At 47.7% G+C, this 18,298-nt stretch carries 13 protein-coding genes; 12 read left to right on the top strand and 1 reads right to left on the bottom strand.

The genetic code is table 11. The annotated features are described in order from the left end of the window. Positions 1-59: 59 nt before the first annotated feature. Positions 60-6,290, top strand: coding sequence for a metallophosphoesterase (locus CDO73_RS07135; RefSeq protein ID WP_088487824.1), 6,231 nt, complete (start codon positions 60-62; stop codon positions 6,288-6,290). Positions 6,291-6,399: 109 nt separating this feature from the next. On the opposite strand, the gene CDO73_RS07130 is transcribed toward CDO73_RS07135, so the two are convergent. After that, entirely contained in the window at positions 6,400-7,302 is a 903-nt protein-coding gene (locus tag CDO73_RS07130; protein ID WP_088487823.1) for an ArsR/SmtB family transcription factor, read from the bottom strand. A gap of 276 nt (positions 7,303-7,578) precedes the next feature. Between CDO73_RS07130 and CDO73_RS07125 the strand changes: the two genes are divergently transcribed. From CDO73_RS07125 to CDO73_RS07075, 11 genes are all read left to right on the top strand, one after another. Beyond that, on the top strand, positions 7,579-8,838 hold the full coding sequence (locus CDO73_RS07125) for an extracellular solute-binding protein (protein ID WP_373446970.1): 1,260 nt from the start codon (positions 7,579-7,581) through the stop codon (positions 8,836-8,838). 118 nt (positions 8,839-8,956) lie between these two features. Next, positions 8,957-9,835, top strand: coding sequence for a carbohydrate ABC transporter permease (locus tag CDO73_RS07120; RefSeq protein ID WP_088487821.1), 879 nt, complete (start codon positions 8,957-8,959; stop codon positions 9,833-9,835). A 32-nt stretch (positions 9,836-9,867) separates the two neighbouring features. Beyond that, positions 9,868-10,749: a carbohydrate ABC transporter permease gene (locus CDO73_RS07115; protein ID WP_088487820.1), complete on the top strand. Its 882-nt coding sequence runs from the start codon at positions 9,868-9,870 to the stop codon at positions 10,747-10,749. A 118-nt stretch (positions 10,750-10,867) separates the two neighbouring features. Further along, positions 10,868-11,854, top strand: coding sequence for a glycoside hydrolase family 43 protein (locus CDO73_RS07110; protein WP_088487819.1), 987 nt, complete (start codon positions 10,868-10,870; stop codon positions 11,852-11,854). A gap of 168 nt (positions 11,855-12,022) precedes the next feature. After that, entirely contained in the window at positions 12,023-12,832 is an 810-nt protein-coding gene (locus tag CDO73_RS07105; protein ID WP_088487818.1) for a TIM barrel protein, read from the top strand. Beyond that, entirely contained in the window at positions 12,829-13,506 is a 678-nt protein-coding gene (locus tag CDO73_RS07100) for a response regulator transcription factor (RefSeq protein ID WP_088487817.1), read from the top strand. Before CDO73_RS07105 ends, CDO73_RS07100 begins: the two co-directional genes overlap by 4 nt. Further along, positions 13,503-14,909 carry a sensor histidine kinase gene (locus CDO73_RS07095; RefSeq protein ID WP_256972598.1) on the top strand — a complete coding sequence of 469 codons (1,407 nt, stop codon included), beginning with the start codon at positions 13,503-13,505 and terminating at the stop codon, positions 14,907-14,909. The genes CDO73_RS07100 and CDO73_RS07095 overlap by 4 nt, the downstream gene beginning before the upstream one ends. A gap of 193 nt (positions 14,910-15,102) precedes the next feature. Beyond that, positions 15,103-16,221, top strand: a complete 1,119-nt coding sequence (locus CDO73_RS07090) for an ABC transporter permease (RefSeq protein WP_088487816.1) — start codon at positions 15,103-15,105, stop codon at positions 16,219-16,221. Further along, positions 16,218-16,997: an ABC transporter ATP-binding protein gene (locus tag CDO73_RS07085; protein ID WP_256972597.1), complete on the top strand. Its 780-nt coding sequence runs from the start codon at positions 16,218-16,220 to the stop codon at positions 16,995-16,997. The genes CDO73_RS07090 and CDO73_RS07085 overlap by 4 nt, the downstream gene beginning before the upstream one ends. A 128-nt stretch (positions 16,998-17,125) precedes the next feature. Then, on the top strand, positions 17,126-17,323 hold the full coding sequence (locus CDO73_RS07080) for a hypothetical protein (protein WP_088487815.1): 198 nt from the start codon (positions 17,126-17,128) through the stop codon (positions 17,321-17,323). A gap of 68 nt (positions 17,324-17,391) precedes the next feature. Next, positions 17,392-18,228, top strand: coding sequence for an endonuclease/exonuclease/phosphatase family protein (locus CDO73_RS07075; RefSeq protein WP_088487814.1), 837 nt, complete (start codon positions 17,392-17,394; stop codon positions 18,226-18,228). Positions 18,229-18,298: the final 70 nt, after the last annotated feature.

Genomic DNA, 18,298 nt, shown 5'->3' with positions numbered 1-18,298 from the left:
GAAGAAATTACACGCTTGATAGGTATAGATAGTTACTTTTTATTGAAGGAGAAATTCAAATGAGAATTGTACATATTTCGGATTTTCATTTATCGAAAAACGATGTTTTTAACACAAAAAATGTAATTATGAAGGCTTTAGTTAAAGACTTGCTGGTCTACCATGAGCAAAAAAAGATTGATCTTATATGTTTTACTGGCGATGCCATCGACAAAGGGGGACAAAGCTTTGGAAATGCCGAACAAGCATTTGATACTTTTAAAGATTTGGTCATTCAGCCCTTGCTTAGTGAACTTAATCTAGAAACCAAACAATTTGTTTTTGTTCCAGGCAATCATGATATTAATAGAAATGCTGATAGTCAAATAGTTGAGAGCGGGTTGATTAAAGAACTACATGATGTTAATTCTGTAATGAATTTCATGAATAGCGAAAATAACGAAGGGACGAAAAGGTTAAATGAGTTCAAAAGATTTGAGAGAGAATTCCATAATTATAATTTAGATCATATAACTAACTATCAATCTAACTATATATTAGAAGCTTGTAACAAAAAGATTGGAATAACCTGTTTTAATACGTCCTGGCGTTGTTATGATAATCAAGATGATGGGAAAATTTTAATGGGAGTCCAACAAATTTATAATTCGAATGCGATACTAGAAGATTGCGATATTAAAATTGCATTAATGCATCATCAATTTACTGCGCTTCAAGACTTTGATATTGAAAGCTGTGAAGCATTAATGCAAAAGGAATATGATATTATTTTAAGTGGTCATGTGCACACAGGAAGCCATTCTCAGAGAATCACAGTAGTTGGCGAAGCCTTTAGTTGTGTTGCAGCAGGGAACATGTCTTCTAACATTTGGAATGAAAGCAAAAAATATGTGAACGGGTATGCTGTAATTGACTATTTTGATGATGAAAAAAGAATAGATGTATATAGCAGAGAATTTTCTGATACGAGAAATGAATTTATAGAAAATTCGAAAAATACTCAGAAAAATGGAAAGGCTGAGTATTATTTAAACAGTTCGAATTCTAAAAGTAAAAAAAAACAGGATATGAGTCTAACTAAACTTCATCTTTTAGATACACCCGTATCATTAGAAAATACCGATAGTAACAGCAGTTTAGCCGAAGGTTATATAATTGATAAAGAGAAGACATCTATAGAGTTGCACAATGATGAAAGTGATTATGTTTTTTTTAATAGTTCTAAGTTTTATAACAACCTTAGTAGTATCTTTAGACAAACGGAACAGCTTGATGTCTTAAGCAAAATCAATAATTATGTTTTAATGATTGATCGCTTATTATATGTAGAGCCTCAAGTCTTACAAATCAAAAAATTAATTGAAGAGTTCGAAACAAATCAATTTTTAAATAACTTAAATGTTTCATCTATATTTGAGTTGCTGGAAATTTGGTATGGAGTAATATTTAATTTAATTAATCCCAAAGAAAACATAAATCAAAATACTCTTCAAAAAGACAAAATTATTCACTTTATTGATTTAGTTTCAAGTCAGTTCGAAAAGAATGCATGCAACGAAAGAGTTAATTATCTACTTAACAAGAGTAAAAATACATTCGCAAATATTAAGTCACAAAACGATGTTTGGATTTCTTACGAAAATAAGGATACCGTTTTCCAAGAAATTATAATGAACTTCACGGTTCCTGTAATTATTTTTTATGAAGAAATTAAACTTAAACTTTCTAATCAAAAAATTGGTTCCAATATGCTTTACGAGAATTACAATTTGTTAGAACTGATCAAATCAGAATACTATGATCAAAAATTCACAGAGTATAGAAGGGATTCAGAATATCAAAATGTTATCGACGCTTTGAAGGCAAATAAAATAGTGCTTTTGAGAGGTGCTAATGAAGTAGGTAAAACTCATATAATTTCGTGTGTACTAAAAAAAATAAAATTAAATAATACATGTAATACATTGGTATATTCATTCAAGTATTCTAATAATTTTACTGAATTTACTAAAGCGATCGTGCAACAATGCAACGATTATATGGTCAATAAGCTATCAATCTCAAGCATAGAATCCTACATAAATAGAAATTTTGAAAATGATTTTGACGATGTAAATAGACCATCTAAGTTTGAAGTTTTAAAAAGGTATTTTGCTGAAGCTGTAAAAAGATTAGTTACAGAAACAGGAACTGTGATTATAATTATTGATTCAATCGAAATGCTGCAAGATCAAAAAAATATAATCAATGAACTATTAAACTTATGTCCTGAAGAATGTCGTATTTTACTCTCTACTAGCGATAATGAAGATTCGTATAGTTATGATCACAAAATAATAGTAAATGATTTGAGTAGAGAAGACATACCCGTTATCACTGGAATAAAAGAAGAAGATGAGTTAGAAAAAAACTTGAATGTCCTTTTTTTTGAAAAGACTAAAGGAAAGGTAAAAAGTATAAATAGGCTTCTTTTAGCTCTTGATAAAAGTGATGGAAAGAGCAAAGAAATTGTAATAGAAGAATTCGAATATCAATTTAGTGAGGTTCCTATATATCAAGAACTTGCTGAGTATGATTCTTCGAATGAGGTGTTTGAGGAAATTCTATTGATGCTCTCGATATCAAAAGGAATTCAAGCTCTTCATATTGAACAAATTCAGTCGTTTATTAGGCATAGAGGTAAGCTCCACAGACTTCCGCACATAAATAGAGAATTAAAGAAGATTCAGAATTATATTAGCGAAATAAGATTTGATAGAATAACTTTAGTTGATAACCAATTTGCTGAATACATCTTAAAAAAACATTTTAGTCGTATTGACGTAGAGGAATTTATAAATTATTTATTTGAATGGATGGCAACTGATAAAACTACAAGCATTGATTTTACAAGCGAATTCTTTAGAAAGATGAAAAATCATTCTATTATTCCTGAAAACAATTTTAATAAAGGTATTGATATTTTCTTAAAATCTGCTAATGATGCACGTTTATTCTCTGTAGGTTTTGATCTATATTCTCAAAGCGAACAAGAACCATTTAATGATCTTTCTCTAAAGTTAATCGAAAAAGCAGCTTTCAATAAATATACAGAGGCTCTGTCATTTTTAGGTTTTATATACTCTTTAGGTAAAGGAGTGGGGAAAGATACTCGGAAAGCACTGGATTTTTTAGAAAAAGCAGTTGAGTTAGAGGATTCTAAAGCTATGTTGGTTTTAGGCTGTATGTTTTTAGATGGAGATGAAGTAGACGAAGATCTAGTAAAAGGGGAGTTACTACTTAGAAAAGCAGCAGAGTTTGAAAATCAAGCTGCAAAGCTAGAACTAGCTATAAGACTTCTTCTTGGTAAAACAATACCTAGCGACATACCAACTAGTGATAAGATTTTTCAAGAATTGTTAGAAATGGAGAATGAATGGGCGCTTTATATAATGGGTACGCGGTATTTTCAAGGTGAGGCTGTAGAGAAAAACATTGAATACGGTAAAAATCTTCTGGAAAGATCGATCAAGAAAGGCAATCGTGTGGCGAAAATTAATTTAGCAGAATTCTTGATAACTGAAAATAAAGACCCCGAATTAATAAAGCAAGGAGAAAATCATCTTCAAGAATTGATGAATGAAGGTTATGATAATGCTTTGATGCTTTATTACAATCTGCTGAAACATGGGAAAGGAATAGATAAAAATATTCCCAAGTCACTTGAGATATTAGATGAAGCAAGAAAGAGTAAATCTAAGAAAGCAGATCTAGAATACGTGAGACTATTATTTGAAGGCGTGTATATTCCTAATGATATTCTAGAAGCTCAAAAAATATTAGATGATCTTGTTTCTTCTGATTTTTGTGCTGCGATGGCCTATAAAGCGGATCTTTTGATCGATGGAAAGTATTACACCCAAAATACGGAATTAGGTTTAGCTTTACTTACTAAAGCAGCATCAACTGAAGAGATCAAATATGGTAATCTTCTCGCACTAAGATATATTCAAGGTTATAATGTTCCGCAAGATATTGAAAAAGGAATGGAGATATTTGAGTCATTAATCAAAAAAGGGGCCTCTTCATCAAAATATCTATATGCGAGAAGTATAATTAGTTTAAAACAGCTCAACAAAAATCAAATTCTCGTAAAAAAAGCAATAAGCTTACTGAAAGAGGCTACTTTCTATGGCCATGTAAAAGCTTTTACTTTTCTGGGTGAGCTCTATGTAGAAGGAGAATTTGTCGAAAAAAATATAATCAAAGGAGAAGAGTTACTAAAAAAAGCGGCAGAGTCTTTAGATCCAGAAGCGCTTAGAGAGCTAGGACATTATTATATTATTGGCGATGAAATTCCTAAAGACATCAAGAAAGCTGAAACATTATTGGTACAAGCTTCGGAACTAGGAGATTTGATCGCTAAGACTATTCTTGCAAATAATATTTTGTTAGGAGAAAGTTCGCTTTATGATACTGATCAGGCAGTTGAAATGTTAGAAACTGCTGCTGAGAAGGAAACGAATGCGCAACGGATTTTAGGTTCTTACTTATTAAATGGAGTATTTATGAAACAAGACGTTGAGCGAGGAAAAAATTTATTAAAGATTGCCATGAATGAGGGCGATGCCTCAGCGAAATTAAAATTAGCTCGAATATTGTTGGATGGAAAAATTGTAAAAGGAAAAATAGAAGAAGGAGAAAAACTACTAATTGAATTGGTGGAAGAAAAAGACGAAGAAGCCGAGATTGAATTCGCTGAAAGATTATTTAATGGAAAAGGCATTGGTAAAAATGTCGCAAAGGCAATAAGCTATTTAGAAAGTATTTCGGAGAAAAATCTTGATGCAAAGCATAGATATGCTTGTAAATTATTGCTAGGCAGTCATGGAGTGGTGAAGAATGTTTTTAAAGGAGAAAAATTACTAAGAGAAAGTCTAGAGAAAGGACAAGCAGATTCTAAGAGAGTATTAGCGGAATTAGTGATCAAAGGAATTATAAAGAGTGAAACTATAACGTCTGCCATTAAAATACTAGAGGAATGTGTAGAAAACCACGATCCAATAGCGATGAATTCACTCGGAAATATATATTTAGAGGGAAGCGAAGTAGAAAAAGATATTGACAAAGCAACGACTTATTTTGAAATGCTTTTAAAGGAAAAGAATCAAGCTTTAAAAGTAGACTATGCTATGAGACTTTTGGAAGGGCGAGAAATAAATTCCGATTTTAAAAAAGCTATTTCTATCCTTGAAGAATGTTCGCTTAAAGGGAACTTGAATGCTAAATATGAGTTGGCCTTAATTTATATTCAAGGAAGCTATAATCAAGCTCACTTGGAGTCAATGGGAATTGAGATGATTTTACAACTATACCATAATGGTTATGCCGAAGCAGAGCTTTTTTATGCTAAAAATATATTATATGGAAATTATTTTGATGAGGATGAGGAAATAGCAATAGAAATATTCGAAAAGCTATGTGAAGATGATTATAAAAAAGCTATAATTTCTTATGCAGAAATTTTGATTAACGGATATTACGTGCCAAAAAATGTTTTTAAAGCTGAAAAATTATTAAAACAATTAGGAAAGATAGATAACGATCAATCAAGTTACTTGCTCGGGAAATTTTATTTAGAACAGAAAGGTGCTAGAAAACAAGTAAAAAACGGAAAATCATACTTGCAAAAAGCATCATCTCAAAATCTTCCTATTGCTATGCTTGAATATGGAATAATGTTAAAGAAAGGACTTCGATTTAATAAAGACGAACGAAAAGGGAATCAGTTGATAGAAACAGCTATAAGAAAGGTTAATGTACAGGGTTTGCAGAATTTAGGAATTGCGTCTTATAATTTAAAAGAGTATGAATTGGCCACTCGCTTGTTCGTAAATGCTTATGAAAAAGGAGTGGAATCGGCAGGTGTATCGCTTGCTTATTTATTAAGAAGGAACGAAATTCAAGGAGATTGTTTGTATAACAACATTTTTTCATTATTACAATCTAGTCTTTTAAGTGGTAGTGATACAGCTATTATCAATTTAGCATTATCATTAGCCGAAAATCAAAATAATGAAGAAGATTGGATCAAAGCCGATTTAATTGTGCAATCTTTGGGATATTGTTATGAGGCAGTAGATTGGTGGTTAGGTGTTTTAAATAGTCATAATGACATTGAAGGAAAACTAGTATTAGGATGGTTAGCCAAGCATAAAAAAATAGAAAAACATCATTTTATAAATGTTGAGGAGTTTCTGACAGAGGCTTCATCGAAATGGGAATTCGCATCTTGGTTGCTAGATAGATAAGAAATTTTCAGCCAAAGAGTCCTATATTCACTAGTTGTGAATATAGGGCTCTTTAGTATAGGTGCTCTTTTACTTGAAGTACATCATAAGTTTCTGTGAAACTAAGCCCTTACAAATAATACATCTTGAACAAAATATCTTGATTGTGATTCCCGAACTTCTTGCCGAAGATCGTCGCGCCGCCGACGTTCTCGGCGTCTTCTTTGACTTCGATGCGCAGCGTCCAGCGGTCGCAGTTCGTGTCGAGATCCGCGATCGAAATATCGGACATCGGATCGCCGTCGACGTAGGTGCCGTGGCCGGTAATGCGGATCGTCTTGAGCAGGCCGTACTGGTTCAGGTTATGCGGCCACCATTCGGGGGTAAGCTTGCCTCTCGTGTCGGCGAAGTCGCCGGGGCTGGTCCAAGTGCCGAGTTCGATGCCGTTGAGCGTGAACGTGATATCCGAAGGCCAGACATCGTTCGAGAACGGAAACTCCGAAGACAATTCCATGCTGATTTCGAACTGCTGAAGCTTTTCTTCTTTTTTGAGAAAGTTCGCGACGCTGTACTGCACGAATCCTTGAGTGAACCACAAGATTTCCGCTTCCATCCGTTTCGGGTCCATGAAGTACTTCGGATCGTCGACCGGACCGATAAAGTCTTTTTCGGACGCCAGCCCGCAGGTCGGTTTGAGATCGAAGTCCGTGTAATGCCCGACCGGAACGGAAGTTTCGTAAGAATCGAAAGAATGGAAGATCTTTTTCGGAAAGTTGATTTCGATATGGTCCACTTTGAGAATCGACAATTTCTGAAGCCCCGACTTGCCCGGCACTTTCTCCGTCTTGATGATGCCCGCGTCTTCCAACTTCTTAATGTGCTTGATCACGATCGGACTGCTGATCCCCAACTCCTGAGCCAACTCTTTGATATTCATCTTGTTTTTGGACAACAACTGAATGATCTTGATGCGCACTTCGCTGGCCAACGCTTCATAGACGACGAGGGAGGACTGATCGATTTCCAACTGCATCTTATCCCACTTCTTTCGCTTGGTTTCGGTCATTCGAGTAAGGTTTTCAAAAGTCAAATTAATAATACCATAAAGATTATTAATATGTATATAAATTAATGAAATACGTACTCTTCAAACAAAAAAGCGATTACAAGAAGAATTTAAGTTAATTATAATGTTAACTAAGATCATATAAATTAATTAAAGTTTATCAAAAAGTTATTGACACCGTTTTCAGATTGGCGATATACTAAACACGAGTTAAGGGCTTGCAAAGACAGGAGGAGAATGGTTTTGAAGAAAAAATTGGGGGCACTCATAACGGGCACGGCCGTAGCGGCTTCGCTGCTCGCAGGATGCGGAAGCAGCAACGCCAACGATCCGAATACGATTACGTTTTGGACGCCGTTGACCGGCGACGACGGCGCGTACATGGACAATCTGGTGAAGGAATACAACGCGACCAACCCGGCGATCAAAGTGAAGCATGTGGTAACTTCCGACATGTACACGAAGATCTCTACCGTGCTCAGTTCGGGCAAAGGGGTTCCGGATCTGGCGATCATTCACGCCGACCGCGTACCGGGTTACGTGAAACAGAAGCAGCTCGAACCGATGACGACAGTCATGCAAGCGCAACCAGAGTTGAAGGAAGCCAATTACCTTCCGCAAGCTTGGGGAGCCGGCAATATCGACGGTACGCAATATACGATTCCTCTCGATATTCACAGCAACGTCATGTATTACAACAAGGACCTGCTGAAGAAATACGGAGCAGAGAGCTTCCTTGACGACAACAACGTCACGATCGACGAGATTCTGAGCCTGAAAGGCAAACTGCCCGCGGACGAATATGCCGTCAACGACGCGCTTGTCGGTTGGGTGCTGCTCGGTCAGATCCAGAATCTCGGCGGCGATATTCAGCAGGACGGCAAGCCCGCGGTCAACACGCCGGTCATGAAACAAGCGATCGAAGATATCAAGAAGATCAACGACGCGGGCTTGATGACTCCGTTCGGCGAAGACGGTTACCTGATGTTCCAATCCGGCAAAGTCTTGTTCTCGACCGACGGCACGTGGAGTTCCACGGCGCATGCCAAAGTCGAAGGCTTGAATTTCGGCGTGACGAACGTCTACTCCGCAAGCGCGGACAAATTCACGAACCGCGCGTCTTCCCATATGTTCGCGATGTTCAATAACGAGAAGCGTACGGACGAGAAAGAAAAAGGCGTGGCGGCGTTCTTGGAATTCATCCGCAGCCATTCCGTCGAATGGGCGAAAGCCGGCCAGATTCCGGCAAGTAAAGAAGTCGTCGAAGGCGCCGATTTCAAAAATTACATGCAGTCCTTCTTCACGTCGGACGAGAAAGAGACGAAGTCTCTGTACATCTATACTTACGAGTACTATCCGTACATCGCGGAAACGGTCGACAAATACGTCGGCGATCTGATCCGCGGCAACGTGCCGATCGACGATACGCTGCAAACGATGCAGAAAGAAGTCGAAGACAAGATCACGGAAGCGAACGGCGCGGCCGCGAAGAGCGACAAGTAATCGCGGCAAAAGGAACGAAGCGATATGCCCGATCCGGGCATATTGCTTTTTCCGAGCGGCAAGGCCCGGAAGCCGAATCGCGGATTCGGGGCAGCCTTGAGAGGAGAATGGAAAGCTTATGAAAAAGAAGCTGAATTTGGCCCCTGTTTTCTTCGTGGGACCGCATCTGATTTTGTTTCTCGTGTTCGTCGTCATTCCGACGATCTACGGCATCTACGTTTCGTTCACGCAGTGGAATCTGGCCGGCTCGCCGAACTGGGTCGGATTCTCCAACTACAGCACCATCTTGTTCGATACGTCGTCGACGTTCCATACCCAGTTCTTCAACGGTCTCAAAAATACGCTTCTGTTCGTCCTGTTCACCGTTCCGCCGCTGATTATTCTTCCGCTGGCGATCGCGGTGGCTTTGTCCCACAAAAAAGTCAAAGGCAAAACGTTGATCCAGTCCGTATTGTACGTGCCGGGCTTGATCTCCATCTCGGCCTCGGCTTTGATCTTCGCGCTGATCTTCAACAAGCAGCTCGGGATTACCGCCAACGTATTCGGTTCGACGGTGGCTTGGGCTACCCATCAACCGTTTGCTTGGATCACGATCATCGTCCTGACGATCTGGGGCGGGGTCGGCGGCAACATGATCATCTATCGCGCTTCGATCAGCGGCGTATCGGAAGAATTGTACGAATCGGCCGAGCTTGACGGCGCAGGTTCGATTCGCAAGTTCTTCAGCATCACGCTGCCTTCGATCAACTTCCCGTTGATCTTCACGTTCGTCATGACGACGGCCGGCGCCTTCAACGTGTTCGGCCAACCGCTGATGATGACAGACGGCGGTCCTCAGCAGAGCACCTCGGTGCTGATGATGTATATTCGCCAGCTTGCGTTCGGCAGCGGGGAATCGATCGCGGGGATGGCCTCGGCCATGGCGGTATTGCTCGGCCTCGTGATTCTGGTCATCTCGGCTCTGCAGTACTACGTCATGAATCGCAACTCGAACTGATCAAGGAGGAGTGCACCGTGTCAAATTCGGTCATGGATTTGGATAAAAGCGCGCTGGCCGTCAGCCGGAAGCGCGCGAAAATCAGCGTTTCCCAGATTGTCGCTTACGTATTTCTCGGATTGCTCTGCGTCATCTGGATCATTCCCGTCATCTTCGGGATCACGACTTCGTTCCGGTCGCAGACGGAAGTCGTCAGCACCGGGTTCCGTCTGCTTCCGGTCAATTGGATCATGGACAACTATACGGCCATTCTGGAGAATACTTCGACCGCGCCGATCATGCGCTGGTTGATGAACTCGATCGTGATCGCGACGTCCCATACGCTGCTTGTCGTCGTGGTCATCTCGATTACGGGTTACGGCTATTCGCGGATGAACTTCAAAGGCCGCAATGCTTTATTCTTCACGCTGCTGGGCATTTCGTTTTTCCCGGGCGTCGTCAACTTGATTCCTTCGTATAAGATCATCGACGCGCTCGGCTGGGTGAATACGTCGTGGGCCATGATCATTCCGGGCCTTGCGGGGATGGGAAACATCTTCCTCGTGCGCCAGTTCATGATGGGCATTCCCAAAGACCTCGACGAATCGGCCAAAGTAGACGGAGCCAGCCATTTCCGGATCTATTTCTCCGTCATTCTGCCCTTGATCAAGCCGGTCCTGATCGTCTGCGCGCTGTTCTCGTTCACCGGTTCGTGGAACGACTTCCTCTGGCCGGTCATCGTCTACACGGACGTGGACAAGATGCCGGTAACGGCAGGTCTTCTGCTGCTGCAAGACATCTACGGCAACTACCGCATGATCGGTCAATTGATGGGTTCCGCGATTCTGGCGATCATCCCGACGCTGCTGCTGTTCTTGTTCGCGCAAAAATATTTCGTCCAGTCGATCAACTTGAATTCGGGCATCAAAGGCTGACCCTCAGCCTTTGCGCCCGCCGAAATTCGCATTTTAATCAAACGCAACCTTATACCTATACACAGAAACTCGAGGCGGGCCGCCGGTCCGACCATCGAGTCGACAGGAGATGCAAACCATGACTTATACCGACCTTCCCAATCCTCTGATCGAACAGAGAGCCGATCCTTTCGTCTATAAGCATACCGACGGCTACTATTATTTCACCGGCTCGGTGCCGGAATACGATCGCCTCGAACTGCGGCGTTCGGCGACGCTGGAAGGACTTCGCGGCGCAGAGCCGAAAAATATCTGGCATAAGTACGACAGCGGACCGATGAGCGCCAACATCTGGGCGCCGGAGATTCATTATATCGACGGAAAATGGTACGTGTATTTTGCGGCTGCACATACATCCGAGACCAAAGAAGGCCTGTTCGACCATCGCATGTTCGTCATCGAAAACGATTCCGCCAATCCGCTCGAAGGCGAATGGGTCGAAAAAGGACAGATTAAAACCAAATGGGAATCGTTCGCGCTCGACGCCACTTCGTTCGAACATCGCGGCACGCGTTATTACGTATGGGCGCAGAAAGATCCCGAGATCGACGGCAATTCCAATCTGTACATCTCCGAGATGGAGAATCCGTGGACGCTGCGCGGCGAACAGGTCTGCATCTCGACGCCGGAATACGATTGGGAGAAGATCGGATTCTTGGTGAACGAAGGTGCGGCGGTGTTGAAGAAAAACGGCCGTTTGTTCATGACCTTCTCGGCCAGCGCTACGGATCACAACTACTGCATGGGTCTGCTGACCGCCGACGAGAACAGCGATCTCATGAATCCGGCTTCGTGGGTCAAAACGCCGGTGCCCGTATTCGTGACCCACGAAACAAACGGACAATACGGACCGGGACATAACAGCTTCACCGTGTCCGAAGACGGAACGCAGGATCTGCTCGTTTTCCATGCGCGAAGCTATAAAGAGATCGTCGGCGATCCGCTGTACGATCCGAACCGTCATGCGCGCGTTCAAGCGATCGCTTGGAACGAGGACGGCACGCCGAATTTCGGCGTCCCGAGACCCGATACGCAGACCGGCGAATTGGCGGAGACCGGCCGCTAAGCGGCATTGATCCGGACAAGCAAGACCCTCTGCACGGCAGGAACCTCGCGTTCCCGGCCGGCGAGGGTCTTTTTGCGCGCCGAAAGAAACGGCTTTGTACGGCGGACTCGTTTTCGTTAAGATAAGAAAAGAGAAGCAAGCACGCCGGCGTGCAGGAGGAGAACAACCATGCGTACAGGAATGCGATTGAAAGGCGGCATCGACGAACGGAGTTTTGCCGATCGGTTAAGTTACGATCCCGAGATCGTCGAGTTGTATCTGACGGAGCAGGATATGGAGCGGACGGAACTGATCCGCGAGCGGATTCGCGAGCTTCGTCGCAGAGGCATCAAAGCGTATATGCATCATCCGTCGAAATATCGCGGCGAATATCTGGACATCTTAAGCGAAGAACCCGCGATGCATGATTATTACCGGGCGTCGACCGCCGAGCTGCTGAAGATCTGCCTTGAGGAAGACGCCCGATGCGTGATCCACGCTCATTACGTCGGCATGGGCAAGCTATCCGACGAACGCGAAGCGACGCTGCGGCTGCGTGAAGCGGTTCAAGCGATTCCCGGCTGGAACAGCGGAAGGCTGCTCTGGGAAGATTCCACGGAAGGGCTGTTCTGCTACAGCAATCCTTATCTGATCGACGAGCTGATCATTCCGCTGAACCTGCCGCTCAACGTCGATGTCAGCCATACGTTTATCGGATTCCGCGGCGACAACGACAAGTTGTGCGAAGTCTTGGAGCGAACCGCGCCGTATGCGCGTTATTACCATCTGGTCGACAGCATGGGCCAGCGGCACGATTCGCTTCCGCTCGGCGAAGGACGAATCGATTGGGCGCGCGTGAAGCCGTATGTCGAAGGCAAAGATTATATTTTCGAGATCAATCTGCCCGGAGACCATACGGACTGCGCGCCGATGGCAGACAGCGCCGTTTATTTCTCGAAGATCGGCACGGGAAAGAACGATGAAGGAGGCCGAGCATGAAAAAAATACTGATCGCCGACGACGACGGCCATATCCGCGCGCTGCTTCGCGCCGTGCTGACGCAGGAAGGCTACAAGGTGATCGAAGCGAAAGACGGGGACGAAGCGGCGCGGCTCATGGCCGAAACGCCGGTCGATCTCGCCGTGCTGGACGTGATGATGCCGGGGCAGAACGGACTGGATCTCTGCACGGAAATCCGTTCGCTCTACGATATTCCGGTCATTCTGCTGACCGCGCGCGAGCAGCTTGCCGATAAGGAAGCGGGTTACGCGCACGGAACGGACGATTACATCACCAAGCCGTTCGAACCGAGAGAGCTGCTGTTTCGCATGAATGCGTTGTTCCGACGTTATTCGCTCGCTTCCAGCGAGAAGATCCGCTTGAACCGGCTGACCGTCGACCGCAAAAATCATGAAGTGACCGACGGCGAAACGACGCTGCTGCTTCCGCTCAAAGAATTCGAGCTGCTCGCGCAGTTGGCCCAATACCCGGGACGTCTGTTCGAACGCGGCGAATTGATCCGTCTGGTCTGGGGCGCGGATTACGAAGGCGACGAGCGGACGGTGGACGTGCATATCAAGCGGCTTCGGCAGCGCTTCGCCGACTATGAAGACGACTTTGCGATCCGGACGGTACGCGGCATCGGCTATAAGCTGGAGGTGCGGCGCAAGTGAAAAGGCGGTGGACGACCGGACGCGCGGGCAAAAGTCTCTATATCCGCGTGTGCTTGACAACGCTGCTCGCCGTGACGATCGGGGCGATGCTCGGTTTTCTCGTCTCCAACGTGTATTATCACGCGCAGCTTAAGCCGTTCAACGACGCGAAGCTGACGAAGATCGCGTACGAAGTCCGCCGGATGGCCGAGCTTCGCCCGGATGCCGCGGAGGATTATCTGAAAAACGCGGCAGGGCTGGGTTACGAGCTGTACGTGACGGACGGCGGTGATTACGAAGCGTTCTACGGACGGGCATTCCGCGAACATGACTTAAGCGCCGAAGCGGTACGGGAAGTCGTAGCGGGCGGAGAATATCACGGCGTAGCGGATTTCCCGAACCGTCCTTTTATTACCGGGTTCTTCGATAACCGTCTGGGCAATACGGTCGGCGTGCCGCTTACGCTCGAAGGGCGGCAGGCGGCTCTGTTCCTGCGTCCCGACGTGATCCTGCAGTTCGGGGAGCTGCGGAGCTTCTTCGCGATGATCGGGGTGTTCACGATCGTGTTCAGCATCGCGATCCTGCTGATCGCGACGCGTTATCTGGTCAAGCCGATTACCCGGATGACGGCGGCCACGCAGCGGATCGCGGACGGACGTTACGATATCGAACTGCCGACCAAGCGGCGCGACGAGATCGGCCAATTGGCGGGACATTTCATGACGATGAGCCGCAGCCTTTCGCGGCTCGAAGAATCGCGCCGCGAATTCGTGGCGAACGTCTCGCACGAGATCCAATCGCCGTTAACCTCGATTCAAGGATTCGCGTCGGAACTGGCTTCCGCGGATCTGCCCGAAGCGGAGCGGCGGCGGTTCGCCGAGATTATCGGCGAAGAAAGCCGGCGTTTGTCCGCGCTCGGCCGCCAACTGCTGCTGCTCTCGTCGCTCGACCGGATGGAAGACGGACTCGTGCGCAACCCGCTGAATCTGAAAGCGGAGATCCGCCGGACGATCGACGTGCTGGACTGGCAGCTCAGCGAAAAAGGCTTGGCGCTGCGGTTCGCCGTGCCGGACGATCTGCTCGTCATGGGGGATGCGACGCTGCTGGATCAGGTATGGATCAATCTGCTGTCCAACGCGGTCAAACATATTCCCGAAGGACGTTCGATCTCGGTCACGGCCGAAACCGAAAGCGGCGAGCACGTTCTCCGGTTCTCCGATACCGGCGACGGGATCGCGCCGGAGAAACTGCCGCTGCTGTTCGACCGGTTCTATCGGGGCGATCCGTCGCGTTCGGGCAGCGGAAGCACGGGATTGGGGCTTGCGATCGCGAAAAAGATCGTCAACCTGCACGGCGGTACCATTACGGTCGAAAGCGAGATCGGACAAGGCTCGACTTTTGTCGTGCGGCTTCCGAAGCTGTAGACGCGCCGAAGCCGATCGACCGAACCGACCGGCCGATCCGTGCAAGCAGGCGTGATTTGTAATTTGACGTTCATACTCCGTTCATTTTCCGGGACTAGACTAAGGGCACGGATCGAGAGAACCGCGACTCGGGCAGACGGATTCGGCAGGCCGAACGGCTCGCCCCGGTCGATGAACTGGAGGGAGAACATTTATGTTTTTGGCGCTTCGAGAAATACGCTTTTCCCGAACCCGTTACGTGCTGATCGTGACCATCATGCTGCTGGTATCGTTCTTGGTCTTGTTCGTGACCGGACTTGCCAACGGGCTCGGCAACGCGACTTCGTCGGCGGTCCGCAATATGCCGGCTGATCATTTCGTCGTTCAGAAAGACTCCGACGACCGCTTCGCGCGTTCTTCGCTCAACAGCAAGCAGATCGAAGAAGCGAGGGCCGTCGCCGGAACCGAAGGGTCGGAACCGCTCGGCGTGCAGATGACGACCGTAACCAAGAAAGACTCCGACAGCAAGATCGATATTGCGCTGTTCGGCGTTCGAGCGGACGGTTGGGTCGTGCCGAAAGCGGTCGAAGGCGATACGCTGACGGATTCGGGCAAAGGCCGGGTCTTGGCCGACCGCAATCTGGCCGAATCCGGCGTGGCGATCGGCGACACGATCGTCGACACCGCGACCGGCATGGAATGGACGATCGCCGGATATACGGAGAATCAATCTTACAGCCATATGCCGGCGCTGTGGATGAACGACGCCGATTGGGCGGCTTACCGTTCGGAACTGATGGAGGCGCGCGGCGGCGAGCAAGACACGTCGTATAACGCGATCGCGCTGCGGGTCGACGGCGATCAAGTCAAGCAGTTGAACGCTTCGCTTACGGACGCGAGCGTCATCTCCAAATCGCAGGCGATCATGGCGATTCCGGGCCACAAAGCCGAGCAGTCTTCGCTGCTGATGATGATCGCGTTCCTGTACGTGATCTCGGCGTTCGTGCTGGCCGTGTTCTTCTACGTCATCACTATTCAGAAGACCGGCCAATTCGGCATCCTCAAAGCGATCGGAGCGAAGACCCGTTATCTGGCGGGCAGCGTCGTCGCGCAGATACTCGTCTTGTCGATCGGCAGCCTGGCCGTCGGCGTGGCGCTGGTGCTGGTCATGAAAGCGATGCTTCCGGCCGCGATGCCGTTCTCGCTCGGCGGAGATACGATCCTGCTGAGCTGCGGATTGTTCTTGGCCGTCGCGCTGATCGGCGGATTGGTCTCTGTCGTCAAAGTCGCCAAAACGGACGCGCTCGACGCGATTGGGAGGGCTGGAGCATGAGTACGAACACGATGCAGAAGCAAACGAAAGACGCGGCGGCCGTAACTTCGGCTTCCGCGAAGCAGCAGCGGACCGGCGCGGGAACGCCCGCGCAGCCTGCGCAGGCCAAACTGCGCCTGAGCGGCGTGGCGCATCAATACGGCGACGGCGAATCCGTGCTGAACGTGCTGGACGGTCTGTCCTGCACCGTCTCGGCCGGCGAATTGGTAGCCGTGGTCGGCCCGTCGGGCTCGGGCAAGAGCACGTTCTTGTCGATCGCCGGAGCGCTGCTGACGCCGAGCAGCGGCGAAGTGCAGATCGGCGGCCGCAGCCTGGCCGGCCTGAACGCGCGCGAACTGGCCGATCTTCGCCTGCACGAGATCGGTTTTATCTTCCAAGGGGCCAATCTGCTGCCCTACCTGAAGGTGGAAGAACAGCTTCGCTTCGTGGCGAAGCTGGGCCGAGCGGATAAGCAGCAGGCCGCCCGCCGGGCGGACGAGCTGTTAGAGCGGCTCGGTCTGACGGCGCGCCGCCGTCATTACCCGGATAAGCTCTCCGGAGGCGAACGCCAGCGCGTCGCCGTGGCGCGGGCGCTGATGAACGATCCGTCGGTCATCTTGGCCGACGAACCGACGGCGAGCCTCGACGCCGATCGCGGGCGCGACGTGACCCGCCTGCTCGCCGAGCGGGTCAAAGCCGAAGGCAAAGCGGGCGTGATCGTGACGCACGACGAACGGATTCTGCCGTACTGCGACCGCGTGCTTCGGCTGGAAAGCGGGCGGCTGCGAGAAGACTGATCGGAAGCCCGCGCGATTTATTCGCTCAAGAAAAGAAAAAGACGAAACGTTCGCAAACAACGGACTTTCGTCTTTTTTGCGTGCGTATTCCGAATGAGTTAAAATGGAAATAAGAAGGAGGTTTTTCTATGACTGAAAACTTGGACAAGAAAAAATGGGGCATCTTGGTCGCGATCGTGCTGCCGCTCGGGATACTCGGGATGATCTTCCTTCCAAACCCTTATCGCGGCTGGGTTGTGCCGGTATTTCTAGTACTGTTTTGGGCAAGTTATTATATATGGGTCGGCTCGGAAAAGCGCAAAAAGAAACTCGCCAAAACGAATTGAAAGGGGTATCATAACATCGTAGAAACGTTTCGATCATTTGGATAACCATTATTCGGGGGGACGGAAACATGAGTCGACAGGCAGGAACGGAATCGTCGGGGAACGAACAAATCTTGAAAGTCATGACTTTTAATCTGCGGACGTATACGGCATATGATGCCGGCAACGAATGGGCGCAGCGCGCGCCGTGGGCGGCGGAGACCATCGCGGCTCACGCGCCGTCGATCGTGGGGGTACAGGAAGCTTATCTGCTGATGTTGGAAGAACTTCAGCCGGACCTGCCGCATTACGGCCGGATCGGCGAAGGCCGCCGCGGGGGAATCGAAGACGAATACTGCGCGATTTTCTATCGGCAGGATCAGTTCGAAGTGGTGGAAGAAGGACAGTTCTGGCTGTCGGAAACGCCGGAGGCGGTCGCTTCGCTCGGTTGGGACAGCGATTATCCGCGGATCTGCACATGGGGACGTTTCCGCGATCTGGAATCGGGCGAAGAACTGCGCGTCTACAATACTCATCTGGATCATATCGGCGAGCGCGCGCGGATCGAAGGAGCCAAGCTTGTCGCTTCGAAGATGCTCCGGCATGCGGCGGAGCATCCGGACAGCGCGGCCGTATTGATGGGCGATATGAACGGCGAACCGTCCGACGCGCCGCTGCGTTATCTGCGCGGCGAGCTGCCGGAGCAGGGGCCCGTGCCGGACTTGCAGGATGCGTATACCGAGCTGGAAGGCGAATCGGGACGCACCTTCCACGATTTCCGAGGCGGAATCGAAGGCGAGCCGATCGATTATATCTTTGCGGCCGCGCCGCTTCGCGTACGCCGCGCGGAGATCGATCGCCGCGACTTCGGCGGCAAATATCCGTCCGACCATTATCCGCTGATCGCCGAGCTTACGCGGGGATAACCGGCGCCGCGCCGATTCGGCGACCGCCGTGCGGTCGCGGAACACGGAGAGGCGATCGGCAAGGGCAGCA

Source organism: Saccharibacillus sp. O23, assembly GCF_002205895.1.
In the GTDB taxonomy this organism is placed as follows: domain Bacteria; phylum Bacillota; class Bacilli; order Paenibacillales; family Paenibacillaceae; genus Saccharibacillus.
The sequence above is the reverse complement of the archived record's forward strand: the minus strand, read 5'-3'. Positions and strand labels throughout refer to the sequence as shown.